Source organism: Paenibacillus andongensis (assembly GCF_025369935.1).
GTDB classification, from domain to species: Bacteria; Bacillota; Bacilli; order Paenibacillales; family NBRC-103111; genus Paenibacillus_E; species Paenibacillus_E andongensis.
Map to the genome: position 1 here is coordinate 3,358,442 of NZ_CP104467.1, position 17,860 is coordinate 3,376,301.

A 17,860-nucleotide genomic window follows, 5' to 3' on the forward strand; every position below is an offset into this window, starting at 1 on the left:
TTGTCACCTTTGAATAATGACTTATTCTACCTGTTAAGGGGATCCATTGGAGATACAATCATTGTAATAACACAAGTTGGAATAACGGAAAAGGGAGAGGATCTTGTGAGCTTTGTTCATATAAAAAATGTTGTCAAAAAATATAGCAATCAAATTTCTGTCGATCATTTGAATTTATCGATTCAGGAAGGTGAAGTTTTCGGATTGTTAGGTCCCAATGGGGCTGGGAAAAGCACAACGATCAAAATGCTGAGCGGTCTGCTCAAAATCGATCAAGGCGAAATGTTGGTTGATGGACTCTCAGTTGCGAAAGATACGATTGAAGTGAAACGGAGAATTGGCCTTGTTCCACAAGATCTCGCGATTTTCGAACATCTAACAGCACGAGAAAATGTTACTTTTTTCGCAAAGTTATATGGATTAAGAGGTAAGCTGCTGAAAGAAAGAGTGGAGGAAGCGCTGGAATTTGTAGGATTACTGGATCGTGCTCGTGATAGACCCAGTTCCTTTTCGGGCGGGATGAAGCGTAGATTGAATATCGCGTGTGCCATTATGCATCGTCCAAAGCTGATTATTATGGATGAACCTACCGTGGGTATCGATCCTCAATCCCGAAATCACATTCTAGAATCTGTTAGGTCGCTGAACCGTATGGGCTCAACGATCATTTATACTTCGCACTACATGGAGGAAGTGTCCGCCATATCCACACGGGTCGGCATCATGGATCATGGGCATCTCATTGCTTGCGGAACACAAGAAGAATTGCGCGGTAAAGTTGAGCAGGACAATAAAATAATCATTCAAGCATCTAATTTGAAGGAAGAAGCCGTGAAGGAGCTAAGGAATCATCCGCGGATTAAGCAGGTTACCATTCATGAGCAGACACTAGAGTTGCTGGTGGGTTCCTCCCAAGCCTATTTGCAGGATATCCTGTTCATCCTTTCCAAACACGAAGTGAAAATCCAATCGCTCACACAGGTGGAGCCTGATCTTGAGGCCTTATTCCTGTCGTTGACCGGAAGAACCTTACGGGATTAGGAGGAGGTCACCATGCCGATTTGGATCATTGCGAAGTATGAAATATTACGTTTTATGCGTATGCGTTATGTACTCATGATTCAGTTTTTGATGCCGCTTTTACTAATATTCATTTTGGGATCGGCGCTCTCAGGCGCGTTCAAAATGGAAGATCGGACGCTGAAGCCCGTTAAGGTAGATGTCGTGCAGTCTGACCTAGGAGTATTAAGCGCAGGGTTTAATAGCTTTCTGAACACACCGGAGTTAATGAAGATCATACAGCCTACGAACATTCAGTCGCGTGATGAAGCGGTCAAACGGCTCAAGTCAGGAGATTCGGAGTTTGCACTCATCGTTCCAAGTGATTTTAGCAGCCGCGTGCTTGAGGGAAAAGAAGCGGAGTGGGAGATGATACTAGGCCAGGATTATGGGCAGAATTTGACCGCTAAAATGGCGCTTCGCTCCTTTTTGGATCAAGTGAATTACATGCAATCCGCGATAATTTCAGCAGGGCCCGGTGCAGCGGATCTAGTGCAGAAACAAAGTAGTGACGGTTCATTCAAACCGACAATGGAGGCTTCTTCGTATGTAAGGCTAGGCAAGCTTACATCTTCCAATTCCAACTATACAGCAATGCAGTATTACACAGCGTCTATGCTGGTCATGTTTTTGTTATATTCGGGCATGGGAGCGGCGCTCGGTTTGCAAGGGGAGAAAGAAAGGCACACGCTATCCCGATTAAATGCAATGCCCATTCATGAATATCAAATTTTGTTGGGTAAAATTCTGGGAAATATTTTCAGTTCGATTGTTCAGGCATCGCTTGTTATTGGTGCAACCATTCTATTTTACGGTGTCAATTGGGGAAATGACTTCTTCCATCTCTTCTTAGTTTGCTTATTGATTATCGTCGCTTCGATGAGTCTAGCGATATTGATCATGCTGGCAGCGAAATCGTCTAAAGCAATCAGTACGACATTCCAAATGATCATTCTTGCCATGACTTTCCTAAGTGGAGGCTTCACACCTCTTCCAGAAGGTCTTCTGCAGCGGATGGGAGAGTTTACACTCAATCACTGGGCCATGCAGAGTATGTTTCGAATAATGCTCGGAAGTGATTCTGCAATCATAGGACATCATATATCAATTTTGGCGTGTATTAGTGGGGGATTGTTGCTTCTTACCCTGATTATTTATCGGAAGGCGGGATATCATGAATAGCTTATTCATAGCGCTCAATATGCTGCGTCGTACACTTTTGCAGAAAAAAGGCTTTCTCATGTATTTAGTCATTCCAGCGGGAGTAGTTTCGCTAATCATTGGTATACTTGGTGGGCAGAGCGAACGCGGGGTTGATATTGCTTATATTAATTTGGATCGGGGAACGATGGGCTCCCATCTCTTGCAAGAACTTTCGACGCTGCCAGATTATCGGCTCAAAGAAGAAACTTCTGAAACAGCGCTAAAAGAAGTTATCACGAAACAAAAAGTGAGCAGCGCCTTTCTCATTCCTGAAGGATTCAGCGAGACGTTGATGAAAGGCACATCTGCACAAATAGATATGTACCAACTAAACACGAATGAGGCTTCGATCACGCTCAAAATCAATCTGGATAGTATTCTATCCAGATATCGTGGAACGATTGAGCTGCATACCCAGCAAGGGCTCCAAGATGCAGCGCTTCGTGAAGCCGTGGAGAAGACAATTTCACAGATGGAGAAGCATCAGGTGAAGGCGCAAGTCACTGATCTTAATTTGTATGTGAATCCGAATATGCATACGGTAATTGGTTTCATGCTGATGTTCATGATGGGGTTAATCAATAATACGGTTTCCGTGATTATGGATGATCGAAGACAACGCACAATGGCTAGAACTTATTCGGCACCCGTTCATTCTTTCGAAATTGTACTTGGGAATTTCATAGGCAGTTTCTTAGTCGGGACGCTGCAAGTGTTAGTCATTCTCTTGTTTACGCGTTATGTAACGAATTATGATTATGGACTTCCGTTTGTATCGCAGTTTATCTTGTTGGAGTTTTTCTTACTAGCCAGCATGGGAATTGCCAGCGCGGTAGCTAGTATGGTTAAGAATGCGTCGAATATGGGCATAATTAATTCTCTCGTTGTTACCCCGACATGTATGCTAGGCGGATGCTACTGGCCGATCAGCCTAATGCCGGACTGGATGCAGAAGCTTGCGAATTTCGTTCCGCAAAAATGGGTGATTGAGGCCATTCAGCGAATGGCTTCTGGTCAGACTTTGTCTCAGATGTGGATGCACATGAGCGTACTCACCTTGTTTGGACTGATTCTTTTGGGCGTAGGGTCAGTCATTCTTAGACCGGGAGATGCTGAGGTTAGTTAACAAAAATCAAAGGGCTATCTCAAAAGTAGCTAAATCTACTTGGGGACAGCCCTGTTCTCTTTACATTAGACTTATTCTCAAAAAAAATAGCGGGACAGTAAGGCTATACCGGCCAAACTGTCCTCATTTTTTTGTATACAACTGCTTTTTTCAGCAGATGGTTGCATGCAATTCCATTTTACCAAGGATTGGTTTCTTTTTAATTTGTGTCTTCTTCATGGTACAATAGCGTCACTCGCCTGTTCACAGGCCCAAGAAACATACGAATAAAGGGAGAGAATGCAAATGGCCGTTACGGCGAATGAAGTTGCGGAATGGATGTTGGAGCAGTTGAAATCCGCAGGTATTTTACATCAGAAAGAAGCAGTAGACTATATAATTCAACATTTTGGGGAATCCTTCATCTATATAAACGAGAATGGGAATCAAGCCATTTCCAAAGACGTGAAGAAAATCTTTAAAAAACTTCATGGCGGTAAAGCAGCATGGGAGCGCGATGGATTTTTCTGGGGTTGGCAATAGGCTGAGACCGTTTACTTCCAGTTTAGGCTGAAGCCGTGATAATACAGGCAGCAGCTTTTTTTGTACGTTTTTCCTTAAAAAAATGTCAATAATCCAAGTTGCTAAAACATAGAATTCATAATAAGATAAGAATAAGCAAATAAGTTGTCTGAATATTTAAATAAAATTGAATGCACCAATTATGGAGGGGATTGCCGTGAGTAAGAGTCATGAAGTGGAGTATTGCAACCTAGAGTTACGATTTGATCGCCGGCTAATCCGGAACTTCATTAAAGCACTCATTCAGGAAGGTTATTCTCTATATTGGAACGAAAGTGACCTTCAGTTCATCATTTCCATTCGCACAGGACGCAAGCTGATTAAGCTGAAATTCGAACGAATCGGTGAAAAGTATAAAATCGTTGGCAACTATTCCTTCAAAGATGAGAAGCTCGCCGAAATGATGGAGAAGCTAATTGGTGATACACGTGGTCATGCTGTAGTAAAAAGATTCAAGGATCGGCAAATTCTCATTGAGAATATTATGTTCGGTGAAATTATTCGAATGGTCGAGATTAGCGGTATCGAACATAAAGTGCTGTATCAGAAGGAGCCTGCCGTGACCGTAGAGGAAGTCATGCAAGCGCTGCGATCCAAACGCACCGATGACCGGATTCCTATTTTGCGTATGGAGCTGGATTACGAACTAGCTACCCTTCATGATGCAATGGCCTCAGGTGATGTCAAGGCGGTCATGGAGAGTAAAACCAAGCTGATCGAGATGAGACAAGAAATGCTCTTATTGGAGATGTGAAAATGAATAGTGGAGTCAAATAAAGGGAGAGTCTTTATCTAATTCATAGATAGGGTCTCTCTTTAAATTTCTTGAAAAATTACGCTTGTTAACCCGAACGTCATCGTATATAATCATCTTACGAAAGTTAAAGCACTTTAACTTTCGAGTGGAATCGTTTGTGTACATAACTTAAAATGTTTTTATTTTGTTGAATAAAGGGGAACTAAACTCTAAAAGTTAAAGCGATTAAACTTTTGGTGATGAAAATTCACTATTTTGAAAAAAGTGAAAGGAGCGGTTTCACTGAGCAGAAGCAGAGGAAGTCGTCGAGAAAGCAAGTATTTCTACCTGTTCGTTTCACCTCGGATCATCGGCTTCATTGTATTTGCTTTATTTCCGATTGGGGCATCGCTCTTTTACAGCTTCACCGACAACCTGAGGTCATTGAAGCTTACAAGAAGATTTATGGCTTGATTTGGGATAAAAAGGTGTCCCCGACGCCGGCGTTTTCCAAGTCGGTATCCGGACAATTCGGTGACCCGTTTCTTTCAGGCAAAATCGGTATGTCCATCGTCGGCTCTTGGAGCTTGGCGGCATCTAGTGAATTTAATTTCAAAGTCGGTGTCGCTGCAGTGCCGCAAGGTCCTAACGAAAAAATACGCAGTGTGCTGTACGTTGACCCTTTGTTCGTACTGAAAGATTCAATGCACCCGAAAGAAGCATACGAATGGATCAAATACTTAGTTACAACAGATGTTCAGGAGAAATCCATTGAGCTCAGCGGCGGCAATCCGCCTGTTAACCAAAAAGCTGCCGAGAAGTACTATGCGAACTTCGAAGGCATCGAGCCCAAACAAATTAAATAAGTGGTTGAGGGTGCGTACAAAAATGGATTCGAATCTTACAACCATATGATTTCGAACTACTCGCAAATTAATGAACTGTTCATTAACGAGCTGGCTAGCGTAGAAAATGGCGAAAAGAAAATCGAAGAAGCTTTACCAGGCATTCAAGACAAATTAACCAAATTGTTGGAACGCGTGAATAAATAGCTGGTCATCTCAAGCTGGGGGAATGCGGCGCGCGGTACTGCAATTGCATTCCCCCTGTATATTTGAAGTGCTAATTGTGGTAATTTGAAAACATGCTGTAAATCGACTTGATTACTGCAACTTTAGAACTACAGGAGTTGTTTTATATGAAAGTAAGCATCTTTGACGTCGCCAAGAGAAGCGGTTTGTCCGTCGTTACCGTTTCGCGAGTCATTAATCAAGCTGGCACTGTCCGTGAAAAAAATCGCCAAAAAGTGCTGCAAGCGATGAAAGAGTTAGATTACCATCCGAATGCTGCTGCGCGGAGCTTAGCTCGCGGCAAGACGGGTATCATTGGACTCGGCATTACCACTTTAAATGATTCTTTCTTGGATGCAGTAGTCAAAGAGATTAACGATCGGCTTGCTGAAAAAGGTTACTTCTTAGCGCTTTCGATATCAACAGATGTGTTCGCATCTTTCGATAATTCCATGTTCCAAGAGGATCGTGTGGACGGTGTTATTATGCTTTCTCCAATACATGAGGATGATTATGTCATGGAATTGAAAAAGAAGAAAATTCCTTTCGTTATGCTGGATAATCAGCATATTCATCCATCGATATCCTCTGTCATCATTGATAATTATAAAGGCGGTTACGATGCCACGAAACATTTAATTGACCTAGGTCATACGGAGATTGCCCATATTTCCGGGCTTGAACCTTACTTAAGCAGCAGTGAGCGTCAGCGCGGTTTCGTCAGTGCGATGCAGGAGGCTGGCTTGGATCCTTCTTGGATTGAGAAAGGTAATTTCAGCATCACCTCCGGCTATCAAGCGGCAAGTCGCTGGATTCAGTCTGGAAAACTTCCAAGTGCGGTATTTGCTGCGGATGATCTGACGGCTTTTGGTGTGATGGACGCGCTCAAAAATGAGGGCTACAAAATACCGCGTGATATGTCCATTGTTGGTTTTGACGATCAGATATTCTCAGAGGAATTCCGCCCTAGGTTAACTACCGTTCGTCAACCGGCGGACAAAATGGGGAGACAAGGCGTCGATATTTTGCTCAAGTGGATTGATGGTACAGCCAAACGTAATATAACGGTGCAATTGGAACCGGAATTAATCATTCGAGAATCCACCACAAGAAAATGAAACTAGAGTTGATGGATATATATAGGAGTTGAAAGTATGAAATATTATTTGGGTGTAGATGCAGGCGGGAGTAAAACCTACACACTCGTAACAGATGAACATGGCCGTATCGTTGGTAAAGGGCACAGCGGCAATGGCAATCATCAACTCGGGGTTGAACAAGCACTCGGAAATATTACAAACTCCGTAGCTATGGCTCTACAGCAGGCGGGGCTTACGCACAGCGACATTGAATATGCTTTTTTCGGCCTTGCTGGCGCAGATCGACCGATTGATTATACGATCCTGCGTCCGCTTATTGGCGGATTGGGATTCACGAATTATGGGATTGATTGTGACACCATGATTGCTTTGCATGCAGGTACTTCCCAGCCATTTGGCGTTGTTCTAATCTGCGGAAGTGGAACGAATAGTGCCGGCAAGAACAGGCAGGGTGAGTTTTTTCAATGTGGAGGCTTCACCTATCAGTTTGGTGATTTTGGCGGGGGAGGCACACTGGCCGTAGAGGCTTTTCGTTCTGTCATTCGGTCATGGGATGGCAGGGAGCAGCCGACTTTGCTAACTGAGCTGCTGATCAAGTTCCTTGGCTACAATTCGGTGCAGGATATGTTTGACGATTTTCTGGATAACAACAAAACCGTACCGCTTCATACGACCAAACTGTTGTTTGAAGCCGCAGAGCAGGGGGATGAGGTCGCTTGCCGCATTCTCAGGGTGCAGGGAGAAGAACTTGGCAAGTCAGCCACAGCTGTAATTAAACGTTTAAATATGGAGCAAGAGACTTTTCAAGTTGTGCTTGCGGGCAGTGTCATTGCAAGAGGTGATGGGCCTTTTATTCATTCTTATATTGAAAAGGCAGTAAGCGAAGTCGCCCCCAAAGCCACAATTGTGAAATTGAACGTCGAACCTGTGGTTGGCGCTGTTTGGATGGCGATGGAAGCCGCCGGCACCCCCGTTTCAATAGAAGTGTACGAGAAACTCCGGACCGTGTCCGATTATCAAACCATACAATTACTAGACAAGACTAGGATGTGAGTGCAATGAGAGATGCTTTGAAAATTGCTATCATAGGCGGAGGCTCGTCTTATACGCCGGAAATCGTAGAAGGTTTTATTTTAAGATATGCCCAGCTGCCTGTAAGAGAGCTTTGGTTTGTGGATGTGGAGGAAGGCAAGCACAAGCTGGAAATCGTCGGGAATTTGGCAAAAAGAATGATCGAGAAGTCCGGTTTGCCGATCGAGGTGCATTTAACCTTGGATCGCAGAAAAGCGATCGAAAATGCGGATTTCGTAAGTACGCAAATGCGCGTAGGTCTTTTGGAAGCCCGTAAATGGGATGAGCATATTCCTAACAAATACGGTGTTATTGGTCAGGAGACGACCGGCCCGGGCGGAATGATGAAAGCACTTCGCACGATTCCTGTACTGCTTGATATTTGTAAGGATATTGAGGAGTTGAGCCCTAATGCGTGGCTGCTGAATTTCACGAATCCTGCAGGTATGGTGACTGAGGCCATTCATAAGTACTCCAACGTGAAAAGCATAGGCCTTTGCAATGCGCCAATCGGATTGCACAAATGGTTAATGAACAAGTATGATGCTGCTCCTGAACAGATATACACTGAGTTCGTTGGGTTAAACCATCTTCACTGGGTAACGCGCGCTGAAATCAGAGGCGAGGATAAATTAGCTGAACTGCTGGATCGTAAAGAAGAATATAGCGGGAAAAATGTACCGGCTAGCGAGTGGGATGCGGATTTCTTGCGTTCATTGCAATCTCTGCCTTCCTATTATTTGAAATATTTTTACATGACGGATATCATGCTAGAAGAACAGTTGGCATCGCTCAAAGAAAATGGTACTCGTGCAGAAGTTGTGAAACGCGTTGAGGACGAATTGTTCAAGCTTTATCAAGATCCTGATTTGCAGGAGAAGCCAAAACAGTTGGAGAAACGCGGGGGGGCTTATTATTCCGAGGCAGCTGTTAATCTCATGGATTCCATTTACAATGATAAACGGGATATTCAAACGCTGAATGTAATGAACGATAACATTATCGACTTTTTACCGAAGGATGCTTGTATTGAAGTGAATTGTGTCATTACAGCAAATGGCCCTATACCAATGGGCTTGACTAAAGTTCCCGAACATATTAAAGGCCTTATTCATGCTGTCAAAACATATGAACGCCTCTCCATAGAAGCTGCTGTTACGGGTAGTAGAGATCTTGTTCTACAAGCACTGGTTCACCATCCTTTGGTGCCGTCAGTGGCAGTAGCCAAGACGCTTATGGAAGAAATGCTGGAGAAGAATAAAGCGTATTTACCGGCTTTTTTCAAATAATACATGAAGAGGAAGCTCCCTGAGAAGGGAGTTTTTTTGTTTTATAATTTATATGCAAAACAAAAGAAGAAGCCACAGTTGTCCGTAAGCAAATACCTTCTTTCAGCGGATGAAACAACCTGCATTTCTTACATGATAAAGCTCAATAGGTAGAATTATAGGGGGATGACCTGCCTGAGAAGGCAGAAAGTGGCATCTAGTGGTACTGCTGATAGCAGGAAAAACTGTCGAATTTCTGATTTGAACAGTATACAAAGTTTAAGAATAAATATTTAACTTGTGTGAAAAGACCATTGTTAACGTGTGCATAAATGTGATATGCTTCTCGTAGAGGTGAGGGTATGAGCGTTACCATTAAGGATATTGCCAAGCTTGCAGGAGTGTCTCATACAACGGTTTCCAGAGCACTGAACAACAGCCCGCTCATTCAGGAGGAGACGAAGGAGCGCATCCGGAGCATCGCTGAGCAGATGGATTACACGCCTAATTACAGCGCGAAGAGTTTGGTACTCGATCGTTCGTATAACTTGGGGTTGTTCTTTACCACACTAAGCAAAGGAACTTCCGCCGGCTTCTTCTATGAAGCTATCCGCGGTGTCAATAGTGTCATACAGGATCGTTACCAATTGATCGTAAAAGGGATTGACGATTACACCAGTTTTCAATCGATTACTCGGAAAAGCTTTGACGGCATTGTTATTGTCAGTCAGAGTGATGACGATCAAGCCATCATTGACCACATTGCCAGTAAAGGAATCCCGCAAGTTGTGCTGAATCGCCCTGTTGAAACTTCAGGCGTGCTGAATGTTCTCTCTGATGAGGAGCAAGGCGCTTTTCTAGCAGCCTCTTATTTGGTTGAGCAGGGACATAAGCGAATTGCTCTCGTAGAGGGTGTCAAAGGCTTTAAATCCGCACAGAATCGGAAAGACGGCTTCGAACGAGCCATGAAGCATTACCAGATCACCGTTCCACCCGCATATCGCTTGCCGGGATTGTATGATCTGGAGAGCGGACACAAGGCCATGCAGCAATTTCTGACGCTGGATGAAAGACCGACAGCCGTATTTTGTTGTAATGATGAAATGGCGCTTGGTGCGATGAAAGCGGTATCGGAAGCTGGGATGAATGTGCCTATCGATATCTCAGTGATAGGCTTTGATGATACGGTATTCGCAGCCTACGTGACTCCAGCACTAACAACCGTTCGCAGACCGATTGAGCAAATTAGCAGAGAAGGCGCTTTACGACTTCTTGGAAATATTGAAAATAAGCAGCACGAAACGGAGCAGTTGCTATTAAAAACAGAGTTGATCGTGCGGGAATCCGTTCGGTTATTAACACCATAAGGAAGAGGGATCTGTCCATGAGCATTCTGAGAGAGTTATTAAATGATATTCCGATTCCCAAAATGGTTAAGATTCGGCAGAAGTTTGATCGTACCATTTTGGATAATCCAGAGTTAGAATTAGCGAATAAGCTTGCCAGCAGCGGAGTTATGGCAAGCATACATCCCGGTCAGCAGGTTGCTGTTGCTGTAGGAAGCAGGGGGATTGCCAATATCGCAGGCTTCACCAAAACGACCATTGACGCCATTAAAGATCGAGGCGCGTTCCCTTTCATCGTACCTTGTATGGGAAGTCATGGTGGTGCTACAGCCGAAGGACAGACCGAGGTATTGCTGCATTTTGGCATTACGGAGGCCTCGATGGGCGCGCCTATTCGTTCTTCCATGGAAGTCGTACAGATCGACCAACTACCTAATGGTTTGCCTGTTTATGTAGATCGCATTGCTTCAGAGGCTGATGCTATCGTCGTTATTAACCGTGTGAAGCCGCATACGGCGTTTCGAGGACGTATTGAGAGCGGGATCATGAAGATGATCGCCATTGGGCTCGGCAAGCAGAAAGGCGCTGAAGCCTGTCACCAGCTTGGCTTCAAGTATATGGCGGAGAATGTGCCGGCCATGGCCAATTTGATGATCGAGAAGCTGCCTATCGTATTCGGTGTGGCACTTGTTGAAAATGCCTATGATGAGACTTGCCAAGTGGAAGTGCTTCCTGCAGCTGAAATTGAAGCACGTGAGGAACAACTTCTGATAGAAGCAAAATCACGTCTACCGAAAATATTATTCGACGAAATCGATGTCCTTGTTATTGATTATATTGGTAAAAATATAAGCGGCGATGGCATGGATCCCAATGTTACCGGCCGCTACCCAACGCCTTACGCGCATGGCGGACCAGATGTTGCCAAAATGGTTGTACTGGACTTAACGCCTGAAACAAAGGGGAATGCCAACGGTGTAGGAACGGCTGATTTCACCACACAAAGATTAGTGAATAAAACGAATTTAGAGTTCACTTATGCAAACGGACTAACTTCAACCGTTTGTGCACCTACCAAAATCGCAACTACACTGGAGAACGATTTCTACGCGATCAAGGCAGCCGTTAAAACCTGTAACATTCTAGATTACACGACCTGCAAACTAGTTCGGATTCAAGATACACTTCACTTGGGCGAAATTGAAATTTCCGTGAATTTGTTAGACGCAGCTCGTCAACATCCGGATATTGAAATTCTATCAGAACCTTATGACCTTTCATTTGATGCAGAGGGGAATATTAGCAAATGACAGTTGACGCAGTCAGAGATAAGCCTTACATTGTCGCCGCGGATATCGGGACAACGAGTACCAAGACGCTTGTAATTGATCGGAATGGTCAAGTTTTAGCTTCGCACTCAATTGAATATCCGCTCTTCACACCGGCCGCTGATCGGGCCGAACAAGATCCGGAACAAATCTATGGCGCCGTTGTGCAAGGAATTGGCGCTGTTGTTCGCAAGCTTGCTATTACAGCTGACCAAGTGCTCTGCGTCTCCTTCAGCTCAGCTATGCACAGCCTCATTGCGGTTGACGAGCAGACGAACCCTCTGACCCCATGTATCACTTGGGCGGATAATCGCAGTGCGCATTATGCGGAAGAGCTTAAGCGCAGCGGCCTAGGTCAGCAGATTTACTCGCGGACAGGAACGCCAATTCACCCGATGTCACCGCTTCTTAAATTGATGTGGTTCCGTGATAACGAACCCGATCTCGTTAAGGAAACTTATAAGTTCATTGGCATCAAGGAGTACGTCTTCGCGAAGCTGTTTGGTCGCTATCTTATTGACCATTCACTAGCTAGTGCAACAGGGCTATTCAATCTGGAGAAGCTCGATTGGGATGCAGAAGCGCTTGGTCAGGCCGGTGTGACGCCGGAACAGCTTTCTGAGCTGGTGCCGACAACACACCGCGTAGAAGGGCTCAGCGCCGAGTTAGCCTCCGCAATGGGCTTGTCCGAGAACACGCCCTTCATTATCGGCGCGTCCGACGGCGTCCTCGCGAATCTCGGCGTAGGTGCTTTCGAGCCGGGTGTCGTCGCCGTCACCATCGGCACCAGCGGTGCCGTGCGCAGCGTCGTCACCAAGCCGCAAACCGACCCCGAAGGCAGGCTGTTCTGCTATGCGCTAACAGAAAACTTCTGGGTCGTGGGAGGGCCGATCAACAACGGTGGTATCGTTTTCCGTTGGGTGAGAGACCAGGTCGCTACGGCGGAAGCCGAAGAAGCCCGCCGCCAGGGAATCGATCCCTATGATTACTTGACGGAGCTAGCGTCACAAGTTGCTGCGGGCTCTGATGGCCTGCTGTTCCTGCCGCTGCTTTCCGGCGAGCGCGCGCCTTACTGGAACGCGAATGCACGCGGCGTTTACTTCGGGCTTTCACTTAGCCATCAGAAGAAACATATGATTCGTGCAGCGCTCGAAGGTGTTATGTTCTCCATCCAGGCAGTTAGCACTTCCTTGGAGCGGATTATGGGACCTGCCACTGTGATTCGCGCGTCCGGCGGATTTGCCCGATCTGAATTTTGGCGCCAGATGATGACGAATATGCTCGGCACATCTGTCACTGTGCCTGATTCGATTGAAAGCTCAGGGATCGGCGCAGCTTTACTAGGTTTGCTCGCAATGGGGGAAATCGAAGATCTATCTCATGCTCATCAATGGATTCAGGTAGGAAAGGCTCACGAGGTGAATGAAAACGATTATCGCGTCTATCAACAATTGACATCTATTTATACAAGCGTATATCATCAGTTAAAAGATCAATTCGATGCGATTACCGCTTTTCAACAACAGCACCTTCGGAGCCCTCAGACATAACTTAGCTATACTTTTAAGAAAGTTTGCCAAGCAAAATGCTGGAGGGGAAGATGACGATGAATTTATTCAATCTTACAGGGAAAACAGCAGTGATTATTGGCGGCAACAGCACGCTTGGAGGCTCTATGGCTCTTGCCTTGGCTGGACATGGAGCGAAAGTAGCCATCATCGGTCGTAATCAAGAGAAAAGTGATCAGGTTCGTGAGAGCATTGAAGCCATAGGTGGGGAAGCAAATACCTTTCAAGCGGATGCGACGAGACGGGAAGATTTGGAGCTTGTTCTCAAAGAAGTTATCGCTTGGTCCGGCAGCGTGGATATTCTTATGAACTGCCCTGGCAAAAATAGTGCCACACCTTTCTTTGACATTTCCATGGAAGAATGGGATTCTATAATGGAGGTTAATTTGAAAAGCGTCGTGTTAGCCTGCCAAGTGTTCGGGAAATACATGGTTGATCGAGGAGAGGGAGGAAGTATTATTAATATTTCATCCGTTTCGTCTGATCCGCCGCTTTCCCGTGTATTCACTTACTCCGCTTCCAAAGCAGCTGTCAATAACATCACGCAGAATCTAGCCCGTGAATTCGCTCCGAGCCGCGTCCGTGTTAACGCGATTATTCCTGGATTCTTCCCAGCGGAGCAGAATCGAAAGATTCTGTCGCCGGAACGTGTCGAGTCCATTATGCGTCATACGCCCATGAATCGATTCGGTGAAGCGTCTGAGCTTCAGGGTGCTGCTGTGTTCCTTGCTTCTGAACAAGCTTCTAGCTTTGTAACAGGTTCTGTTTTAAGAGTGGATGGCGGTTTTGGCGCGATGACGATTTAAATATTTATATATCGGAAGGGTGTATGAGAGAGATGTCTAAACAACAAATTGGTGTCGTCGGTCTTGCGGTTATGGGGAAAAACTTGGCATTAAACATCGAGAGCAGAGGATTCACTGTATCCGTATTTAACCGTTCTGCTGAAAAAACAAAAGAGCTTCTTCAAGAAGCCCCAGGCAAACAACTAGTAGGTACATACAGCATGGAAGAATTCGTGCAATCGCTCGAAGTTCCACGCAAAATTTTGATTATGGTTAAAGCTGGCGGTCCTACTGACGATACGATTAACCAACTTGTTCCTTATTTGGACAAAGGCGATATCTTGATCGATGGAGGCAATGCGTTCTTCCCAGATACGCAGCGTCGTAACAAAGAGCTAGCAGAGAAAGGTATTCGTTTCGTTGGAACGGGTGTTTCCGGCGGTGAAGAAGGCGCATTGAATGGCCCTGCTATTATGCCGGGCGGACAAGAAGACGCTTATAAACTCGTTGAGCCTATCCTTACAGCGATTTCTGCCAAAGTGGGCGACGATGCTTGTTGTACTTATATCGGACCTGATGGTGCTGGCCACTACGTGAAAATGGTGCATAACGGCATTGAGTATGGTGATATGCAGCTTATCTGCGAAGCGTATCAATTGTTGAAGGATGTTCTGAACGTAAGCGTTGAAGAGCTTCATGAGATCTTCACAGAGTGGAACAACGGCGAGCTCGACAGCTATTTGATCGAAATTACACGTGATATTTTCACTAAATATGATGCTGAAACCGGCAAGCCTATGGTTGATGTAATTCTAGATTCCGCTGGTCAAAAAGGAACAGGAAAATGGACCAGTCAAAGTGCTTTGGATCTTGGCGTACCGCTTTCCATTATTACAGAATCCGTATTCTCCCGTTTCATCTCCGCGATGAAGCAAGAACGCGTAGCGGCAAGCAAAGTACTCAAAGGACCTGATGCTCCAGCCTTTACAGGCGATCGCAAAGCGTTTATCGAGGCTGTTCGCCAAGCGCTTTACGCAAGTAAAATTTGTTCTTATGCCCAAGGCTTTGCTCAAATGAGAGCAGCTTCCGAGGAATATAATTGGGATTTGAAATATGGCAACATCGCAAAGATCTTCCGCGGCGGCTGTATCATTCGTGCAAGATTCCTGCAAAATATTATGGAAGCCTACGACCGCGATCCTGGACTCAAAAACCTGCTGCTTGATTCTTACTTCAATGGTGTTGTAGACAACTATCAACAATCATGGAGACAAGTCATCGCAGAAGCGGTTACTCGCGGGATTGCTGTTCCGGCTTTCGCAACGGCACTTGCTTACTACGATAGCTATCGTACAGAAAGATTGCCAGCAAACTTGCTGCAAGCGCAGCGCGATTATTTTGGTGCACATACATTCCAACGTGTGGACAAAGAAGGTTCCTTCCACTTCAATTGGATGGAAAACTAAGAGGATAAGGCCTTTTAAGCCTCTTCCTGCAAACCATATGCCGCTTCACGCAGCCACATTTTCAGACGATCGGCTTCTTGATCAAAGCCGTTCCGTCTGTGAATGAGCATCAGGGAGACTTCGGCAAAATAGCGAAAATTTCTTAATAAACGTGGTTGAGTAAGACCTTGCATAAGCGGGTCTTCTTCAGCCACTTTTTTCTTAATAAACTCCAGTATCCACACAACATCCTCTTTGCAAAGTGTATAGCTTGGGTGCAAAATTTGCTCCAGTTTGCCTTTTGTGCGGTTTTGATAGGCAACAGTTGGGTTCAAAGCTCCATCTCTCCTTGTCGGCATATGGTCTCTCTTAAAATCTTAACTGTTTATGCTGGAATTTATTCACACTACTATATGATTTTTTGGTGGATTGTATTCATGTCGATTTGGCTATGTTATGATGTTGGGAAAGTTTGTATGAACAGCATATGAGAAAAGGGGATTAATGTGACAGCTAGCAATATAGTACTTGTAGGATTTATGGGGACAGGTAAATCAACGGTTGGTAAGAAGCTGGCCGAGCATCTGGGATGGATCTTTCAAGATTCGGACGCGGCTCTGGAAGAAGAGCATCAAACAAGCATATCGGACTTGTTTCGTATTCATGGTGAATCGCATTTTCGCGCTTTGGAAAGTAAGGCGCTGGAACATATATTAACTCGTAAAGGACAAATTGTTTCTACAGGCGGTGGCGCAGTGCTGGCCGAGAGTAACCGAGCGTGTATGCTCCAGAATGGCTTTGTGGTTGCGCTGAAAGCATCACCAGAGATCATCATTCAAAGAGTGAGCAGTGATACCAGTCGTCCTTTGCTGCAGGGGAATTTAGAGGAGCGCGTTCACCTGCTGCTTGAACAACGTAAGTTTGCCTATGATTTCGCGCATTCGGTTATTGATACTACGCAATTAACAACGGACGAAATTACAGCACTTATCATCCAGCAAGCTGAAATTTAGGAAGAGGGGGACAAGCCAGAAGCTTAGTCCTCCCACTCCAACATGCCGCCAGTCATGTTTTTAAGACCTTTATAGCCTTGAGCCTCCAAGAAGCTAATTGCGCGTCCACTGCGGTTTCCGCTGCGGCAAACGAGAATGAGCTCTTCGACTTGGGGAATTTCGCTTAGGCGGTCTGGCAATTGAGCTAGCGGAATATGTTTAGCTCCTGGGATGATACCGGCAGCTACTTCATCATCTTCGCGAACATCGACAATCGCTAGTTGTTCGCCGCGGTCCAGTCTTTCTTTGATTTCGGATGGTAAAATCGTATCCATTTCGGACCTCCATGCTTGATATGTGGGGAAGAAGCCCCCATTACAAGTAATGATAGAAACAAAAAGTCTAGATGTCAAACCTACGGTTAATAACAGGAGTTGTGTTACCATGCTGTACATTGGTTTAGCCGGTATATTAGGCGCCATTGCCCGATTTGCGCTCTCTGCCATATGGAATCCTACGACGGTTTCCGTTTTTCCTTGGGGAACTTTTATTTGTAATCTAATCGGCTGTCTGATTCTTGGATTTATTACGTTCGCCCCGAAGCTTCGCATACCTACTAGACTTCGACTGCCAATAACAACTGGTTTTATTGGATCTTTTACTACGTTCTCTACTTTCAGCTTTGAAACCATGCGTATGCTTAACCAGGGACATGTGGTCCTTGCTGCTATTTATGTTTTGGGAAGTTTATGGGGAGGACTAGGAGCAACATGGATGGGTGTCCGTATTGGTGAGTCTGTTCTAGGGGGCGATCGTCGATCATGATGACATGGTTATGGCCCATTTGCCTGGTAGGTTTTGGAGGATTCTTTGGCGCAATTTGCCGATTTCAGCTGGGGACAACCATTTCAAACAGGTTCCCAAGTTCTATTCCGTATGGTACACTGACAATAAATCTTTTGGGTTGTTTTTTGCTCGGACTATTGATGAGATATCATTCTTTTGACGATTGGAAATTGTTGATAGGCACGGGTTTTATGGGTGCTTTCACCACATTTTCCACATTGAATCTCGAAAGCATTAAGCAGCTCCGCTCTGGACAATGGCAAGCTTGGATCCTATATACACTGCTCAGTTATACCGGTGGAATTCTACTGACATTCCTCGGATATTACATATAAACACTATAAAGGAGATATCAA

20 protein-coding genes are annotated in these 17,860 nt (G+C 45.1%); 18 read left to right on the forward strand and 2 right to left on the reverse strand.

Annotation, left to right across the window (positions count from 1 at the left end; translation table 11 throughout):
- Positions 1-105: 105 nt before the first annotated feature.
- From NYR53_RS14750 to gnd, 15 genes are all read left to right on the forward strand, one after another.
- Complete coding sequence (locus NYR53_RS14750; protein WP_290428997.1) at positions 106-1,041, forward strand: ABC transporter ATP-binding protein; 936 nt, start codon at positions 106-108, stop codon at positions 1,039-1,041.
- Positions 1,042-1,053: 12 nt separating this feature from the next.
- On the forward strand, positions 1,054-2,241 hold the full coding sequence (locus tag NYR53_RS14755; protein WP_261305854.1) for an ABC transporter permease: 1,188 nt from the start codon (positions 1,054-1,056) through the stop codon (positions 2,239-2,241).
- Positions 2,234-3,388: an ABC transporter permease gene (locus NYR53_RS14760; protein ID WP_261305855.1), complete on the forward strand. Its 1,155-nt coding sequence runs from the start codon at positions 2,234-2,236 to the stop codon at positions 3,386-3,388. Before NYR53_RS14755 ends, NYR53_RS14760 begins: the two co-directional genes overlap by 8 nt.
- 285 nt (positions 3,389-3,673) lie before the next feature.
- A complete protein-coding gene (locus tag NYR53_RS14765) occupies positions 3,674-3,910 on the forward strand; it encodes a DUF6953 family protein (protein WP_261305856.1) in 237 nt (78 codons plus the stop codon).
- A gap of 196 nt (positions 3,911-4,106) precedes the next feature.
- Positions 4,107-4,703 carry a YkzI domain-containing protein gene (locus NYR53_RS14770; RefSeq protein ID WP_261305857.1) on the forward strand — a complete coding sequence of 199 codons (597 nt, stop codon included), beginning with the start codon at positions 4,107-4,109 and terminating at the stop codon, positions 4,701-4,703.
- Between the two features lie 242 nt (positions 4,704-4,945).
- Complete coding sequence (locus NYR53_RS14775; RefSeq protein ID WP_261305858.1) at positions 4,946-5,551, forward strand: extracellular solute-binding protein; 606 nt, start codon at positions 4,946-4,948, stop codon at positions 5,549-5,551.
- A gap of 45 nt (positions 5,552-5,596) precedes the next feature.
- Positions 5,597-5,737, forward strand: a complete 141-nt coding sequence (locus tag NYR53_RS14780; RefSeq protein WP_261305859.1) for a hypothetical protein — start codon at positions 5,597-5,599, stop codon at positions 5,735-5,737.
- A 146-nt stretch (positions 5,738-5,883) separates the two neighbouring features.
- Positions 5,884-6,873 (forward strand): LacI family DNA-binding transcriptional regulator, encoded by a 990-nt coding sequence (locus tag NYR53_RS14785; protein ID WP_261305860.1) that lies wholly within the window; start codon positions 5,884-5,886, stop codon positions 6,871-6,873.
- A gap of 36 nt (positions 6,874-6,909) precedes the next feature.
- Positions 6,910-7,908: an N-acetylglucosamine kinase gene (locus tag NYR53_RS14790; RefSeq protein WP_261305861.1), complete on the forward strand. Its 999-nt coding sequence runs from the start codon at positions 6,910-6,912 to the stop codon at positions 7,906-7,908.
- Between the two features lie 5 nt (positions 7,909-7,913).
- Positions 7,914-9,215, forward strand: coding sequence for a 6-phospho-beta-glucosidase (locus NYR53_RS14795; RefSeq protein WP_261305862.1), 1,302 nt, complete (start codon positions 7,914-7,916; stop codon positions 9,213-9,215).
- A gap of 341 nt (positions 9,216-9,556) precedes the next feature.
- Positions 9,557-10,561 carry a LacI family DNA-binding transcriptional regulator gene (locus NYR53_RS14800; RefSeq protein WP_261305863.1) on the forward strand — a complete coding sequence of 335 codons (1,005 nt, stop codon included), beginning with the start codon at positions 9,557-9,559 and terminating at the stop codon, positions 10,559-10,561.
- 17 nt (positions 10,562-10,578) lie between these two features.
- On the forward strand, positions 10,579-11,850 hold the full coding sequence (locus tag NYR53_RS14805; RefSeq protein WP_261305864.1) for a nickel pincer cofactor-dependent isomerase, group 22: 1,272 nt from the start codon (positions 10,579-10,581) through the stop codon (positions 11,848-11,850).
- Complete coding sequence (gene gntK / locus NYR53_RS14810; RefSeq protein WP_261305865.1) at positions 11,847-13,418, forward strand: gluconokinase; 1,572 nt, start codon at positions 11,847-11,849, stop codon at positions 13,416-13,418. Before NYR53_RS14805 ends, gntK begins: the two co-directional genes overlap by 4 nt.
- A 56-nt stretch (positions 13,419-13,474) precedes the next feature.
- On the forward strand, positions 13,475-14,242 hold the full coding sequence (locus tag NYR53_RS14815; RefSeq protein WP_261306376.1) for an SDR family oxidoreductase: 768 nt from the start codon (positions 13,475-13,477) through the stop codon (positions 14,240-14,242).
- 32 nt (positions 14,243-14,274) lie between these two features.
- Positions 14,275-15,687 (forward strand): NADP-dependent phosphogluconate dehydrogenase, encoded by a 1,413-nt coding sequence (gene gnd, locus NYR53_RS14820; RefSeq protein WP_261305866.1) that lies wholly within the window; start codon positions 14,275-14,277, stop codon positions 15,685-15,687.
- Between the two features lie 14 nt (positions 15,688-15,701).
- Here gnd and NYR53_RS14825 read toward each other — a convergent pair whose 3' ends face one another.
- On the reverse strand, positions 15,702-16,025 hold the full coding sequence (locus NYR53_RS14825) for a hypothetical protein (RefSeq protein WP_057302951.1): 324 nt from the start codon (positions 16,023-16,025) through the stop codon (positions 15,702-15,704).
- Positions 16,026-16,172: 147 nt separating this feature from the next.
- Between NYR53_RS14825 and NYR53_RS14830 the strand changes: the two genes are divergently transcribed.
- Positions 16,173-16,679, forward strand: coding sequence for a shikimate kinase (locus NYR53_RS14830; protein ID WP_261305867.1), 507 nt, complete (start codon positions 16,173-16,175; stop codon positions 16,677-16,679).
- Positions 16,680-16,702: 23 nt separating this feature from the next.
- Here NYR53_RS14830 and NYR53_RS14835 read toward each other — a convergent pair whose 3' ends face one another.
- Complete coding sequence (locus NYR53_RS14835; protein WP_056833160.1) at positions 16,703-16,993, reverse strand: rhodanese-like domain-containing protein; 291 nt, start codon at positions 16,991-16,993, stop codon at positions 16,703-16,705.
- 109 nt (positions 16,994-17,102) lie between these two features.
- Between NYR53_RS14835 and crcB (NYR53_RS14840) the strand changes: the two genes are divergently transcribed.
- A complete protein-coding gene (gene crcB / locus NYR53_RS14840) occupies positions 17,103-17,483 on the forward strand; it encodes a fluoride efflux transporter CrcB (RefSeq protein ID WP_261305868.1) in 381 nt (126 codons plus the stop codon).
- Positions 17,480-17,839 (forward strand): fluoride efflux transporter CrcB, encoded by a 360-nt coding sequence (gene crcB, locus NYR53_RS14845; RefSeq protein WP_261305869.1) that lies wholly within the window; start codon positions 17,480-17,482, stop codon positions 17,837-17,839. The genes crcB (NYR53_RS14840) and crcB (NYR53_RS14845) overlap by 4 nt, the downstream gene beginning before the upstream one ends.
- Positions 17,840-17,860: the final 21 nt, after the last annotated feature.

Bases quoted from the DNA above. Each gene is read 5' to 3' on its own strand.
- crcB (WP_261305869.1), top strand. From the start codon at position 17,480: ATGATGACATGGTTATGGCCCATTTGCCTGGTAGGTTTTGGAGGATTC.
- crcB (WP_261305868.1), top strand. From the start codon at position 17,103: ATGCTGTACATTGGTTTAGCCGGTATATTAGGCGCCATTGCCCGATTT.
- NYR53_RS14790 (WP_261305861.1), top strand. From the start codon at position 6,910: ATGAAATATTATTTGGGTGTAGATGCAGGCGGGAGTAAAACCTACACA.
- gntK (WP_261305865.1), top strand. From the start codon at position 11,847: ATGACAGTTGACGCAGTCAGAGATAAGCCTTACATTGTCGCCGCGGAT.
- NYR53_RS14805 (WP_261305864.1), top strand. From the start codon at position 10,579: ATGAGCATTCTGAGAGAGTTATTAAATGATATTCCGATTCCCAAAATG.
- NYR53_RS14825 (WP_057302951.1), bottom strand. From the start codon at position 16,025: ATGCCGACAAGGAGAGATGGAGCTTTGAACCCAACTGTTGCCTATCAA.
- NYR53_RS14800 (WP_261305863.1), top strand. From the start codon at position 9,557: ATGAGCGTTACCATTAAGGATATTGCCAAGCTTGCAGGAGTGTCTCAT.
- NYR53_RS14785 (WP_261305860.1), top strand. From the start codon at position 5,884: ATGAAAGTAAGCATCTTTGACGTCGCCAAGAGAAGCGGTTTGTCCGTC.
- NYR53_RS14835 (WP_056833160.1), bottom strand. From the start codon at position 16,993: ATGGATACGATTTTACCATCCGAAATCAAAGAAAGACTGGACCGCGGC.
- NYR53_RS14755 (WP_261305854.1), top strand. From the start codon at position 1,054: ATGCCGATTTGGATCATTGCGAAGTATGAAATATTACGTTTTATGCGT.
- NYR53_RS14795 (WP_261305862.1), top strand. From the start codon at position 7,914: ATGAGAGATGCTTTGAAAATTGCTATCATAGGCGGAGGCTCGTCTTAT.
- gnd (WP_261305866.1), top strand. From the start codon at position 14,275: ATGTCTAAACAACAAATTGGTGTCGTCGGTCTTGCGGTTATGGGGAAA.
- NYR53_RS14765 (WP_261305856.1), top strand. From the start codon at position 3,674: ATGGCCGTTACGGCGAATGAAGTTGCGGAATGGATGTTGGAGCAGTTG.
- NYR53_RS14760 (WP_261305855.1), top strand. From the start codon at position 2,234: ATGAATAGCTTATTCATAGCGCTCAATATGCTGCGTCGTACACTTTTG.
- NYR53_RS14775 (WP_261305858.1), top strand. From the start codon at position 4,946: ATGAAAATTCACTATTTTGAAAAAAGTGAAAGGAGCGGTTTCACTGAG.
- NYR53_RS14815 (WP_261306376.1), top strand. From the start codon at position 13,475: ATGAATTTATTCAATCTTACAGGGAAAACAGCAGTGATTATTGGCGGC.
- NYR53_RS14780 (WP_261305859.1), top strand. From the start codon at position 5,597: ATGATTTCGAACTACTCGCAAATTAATGAACTGTTCATTAACGAGCTG.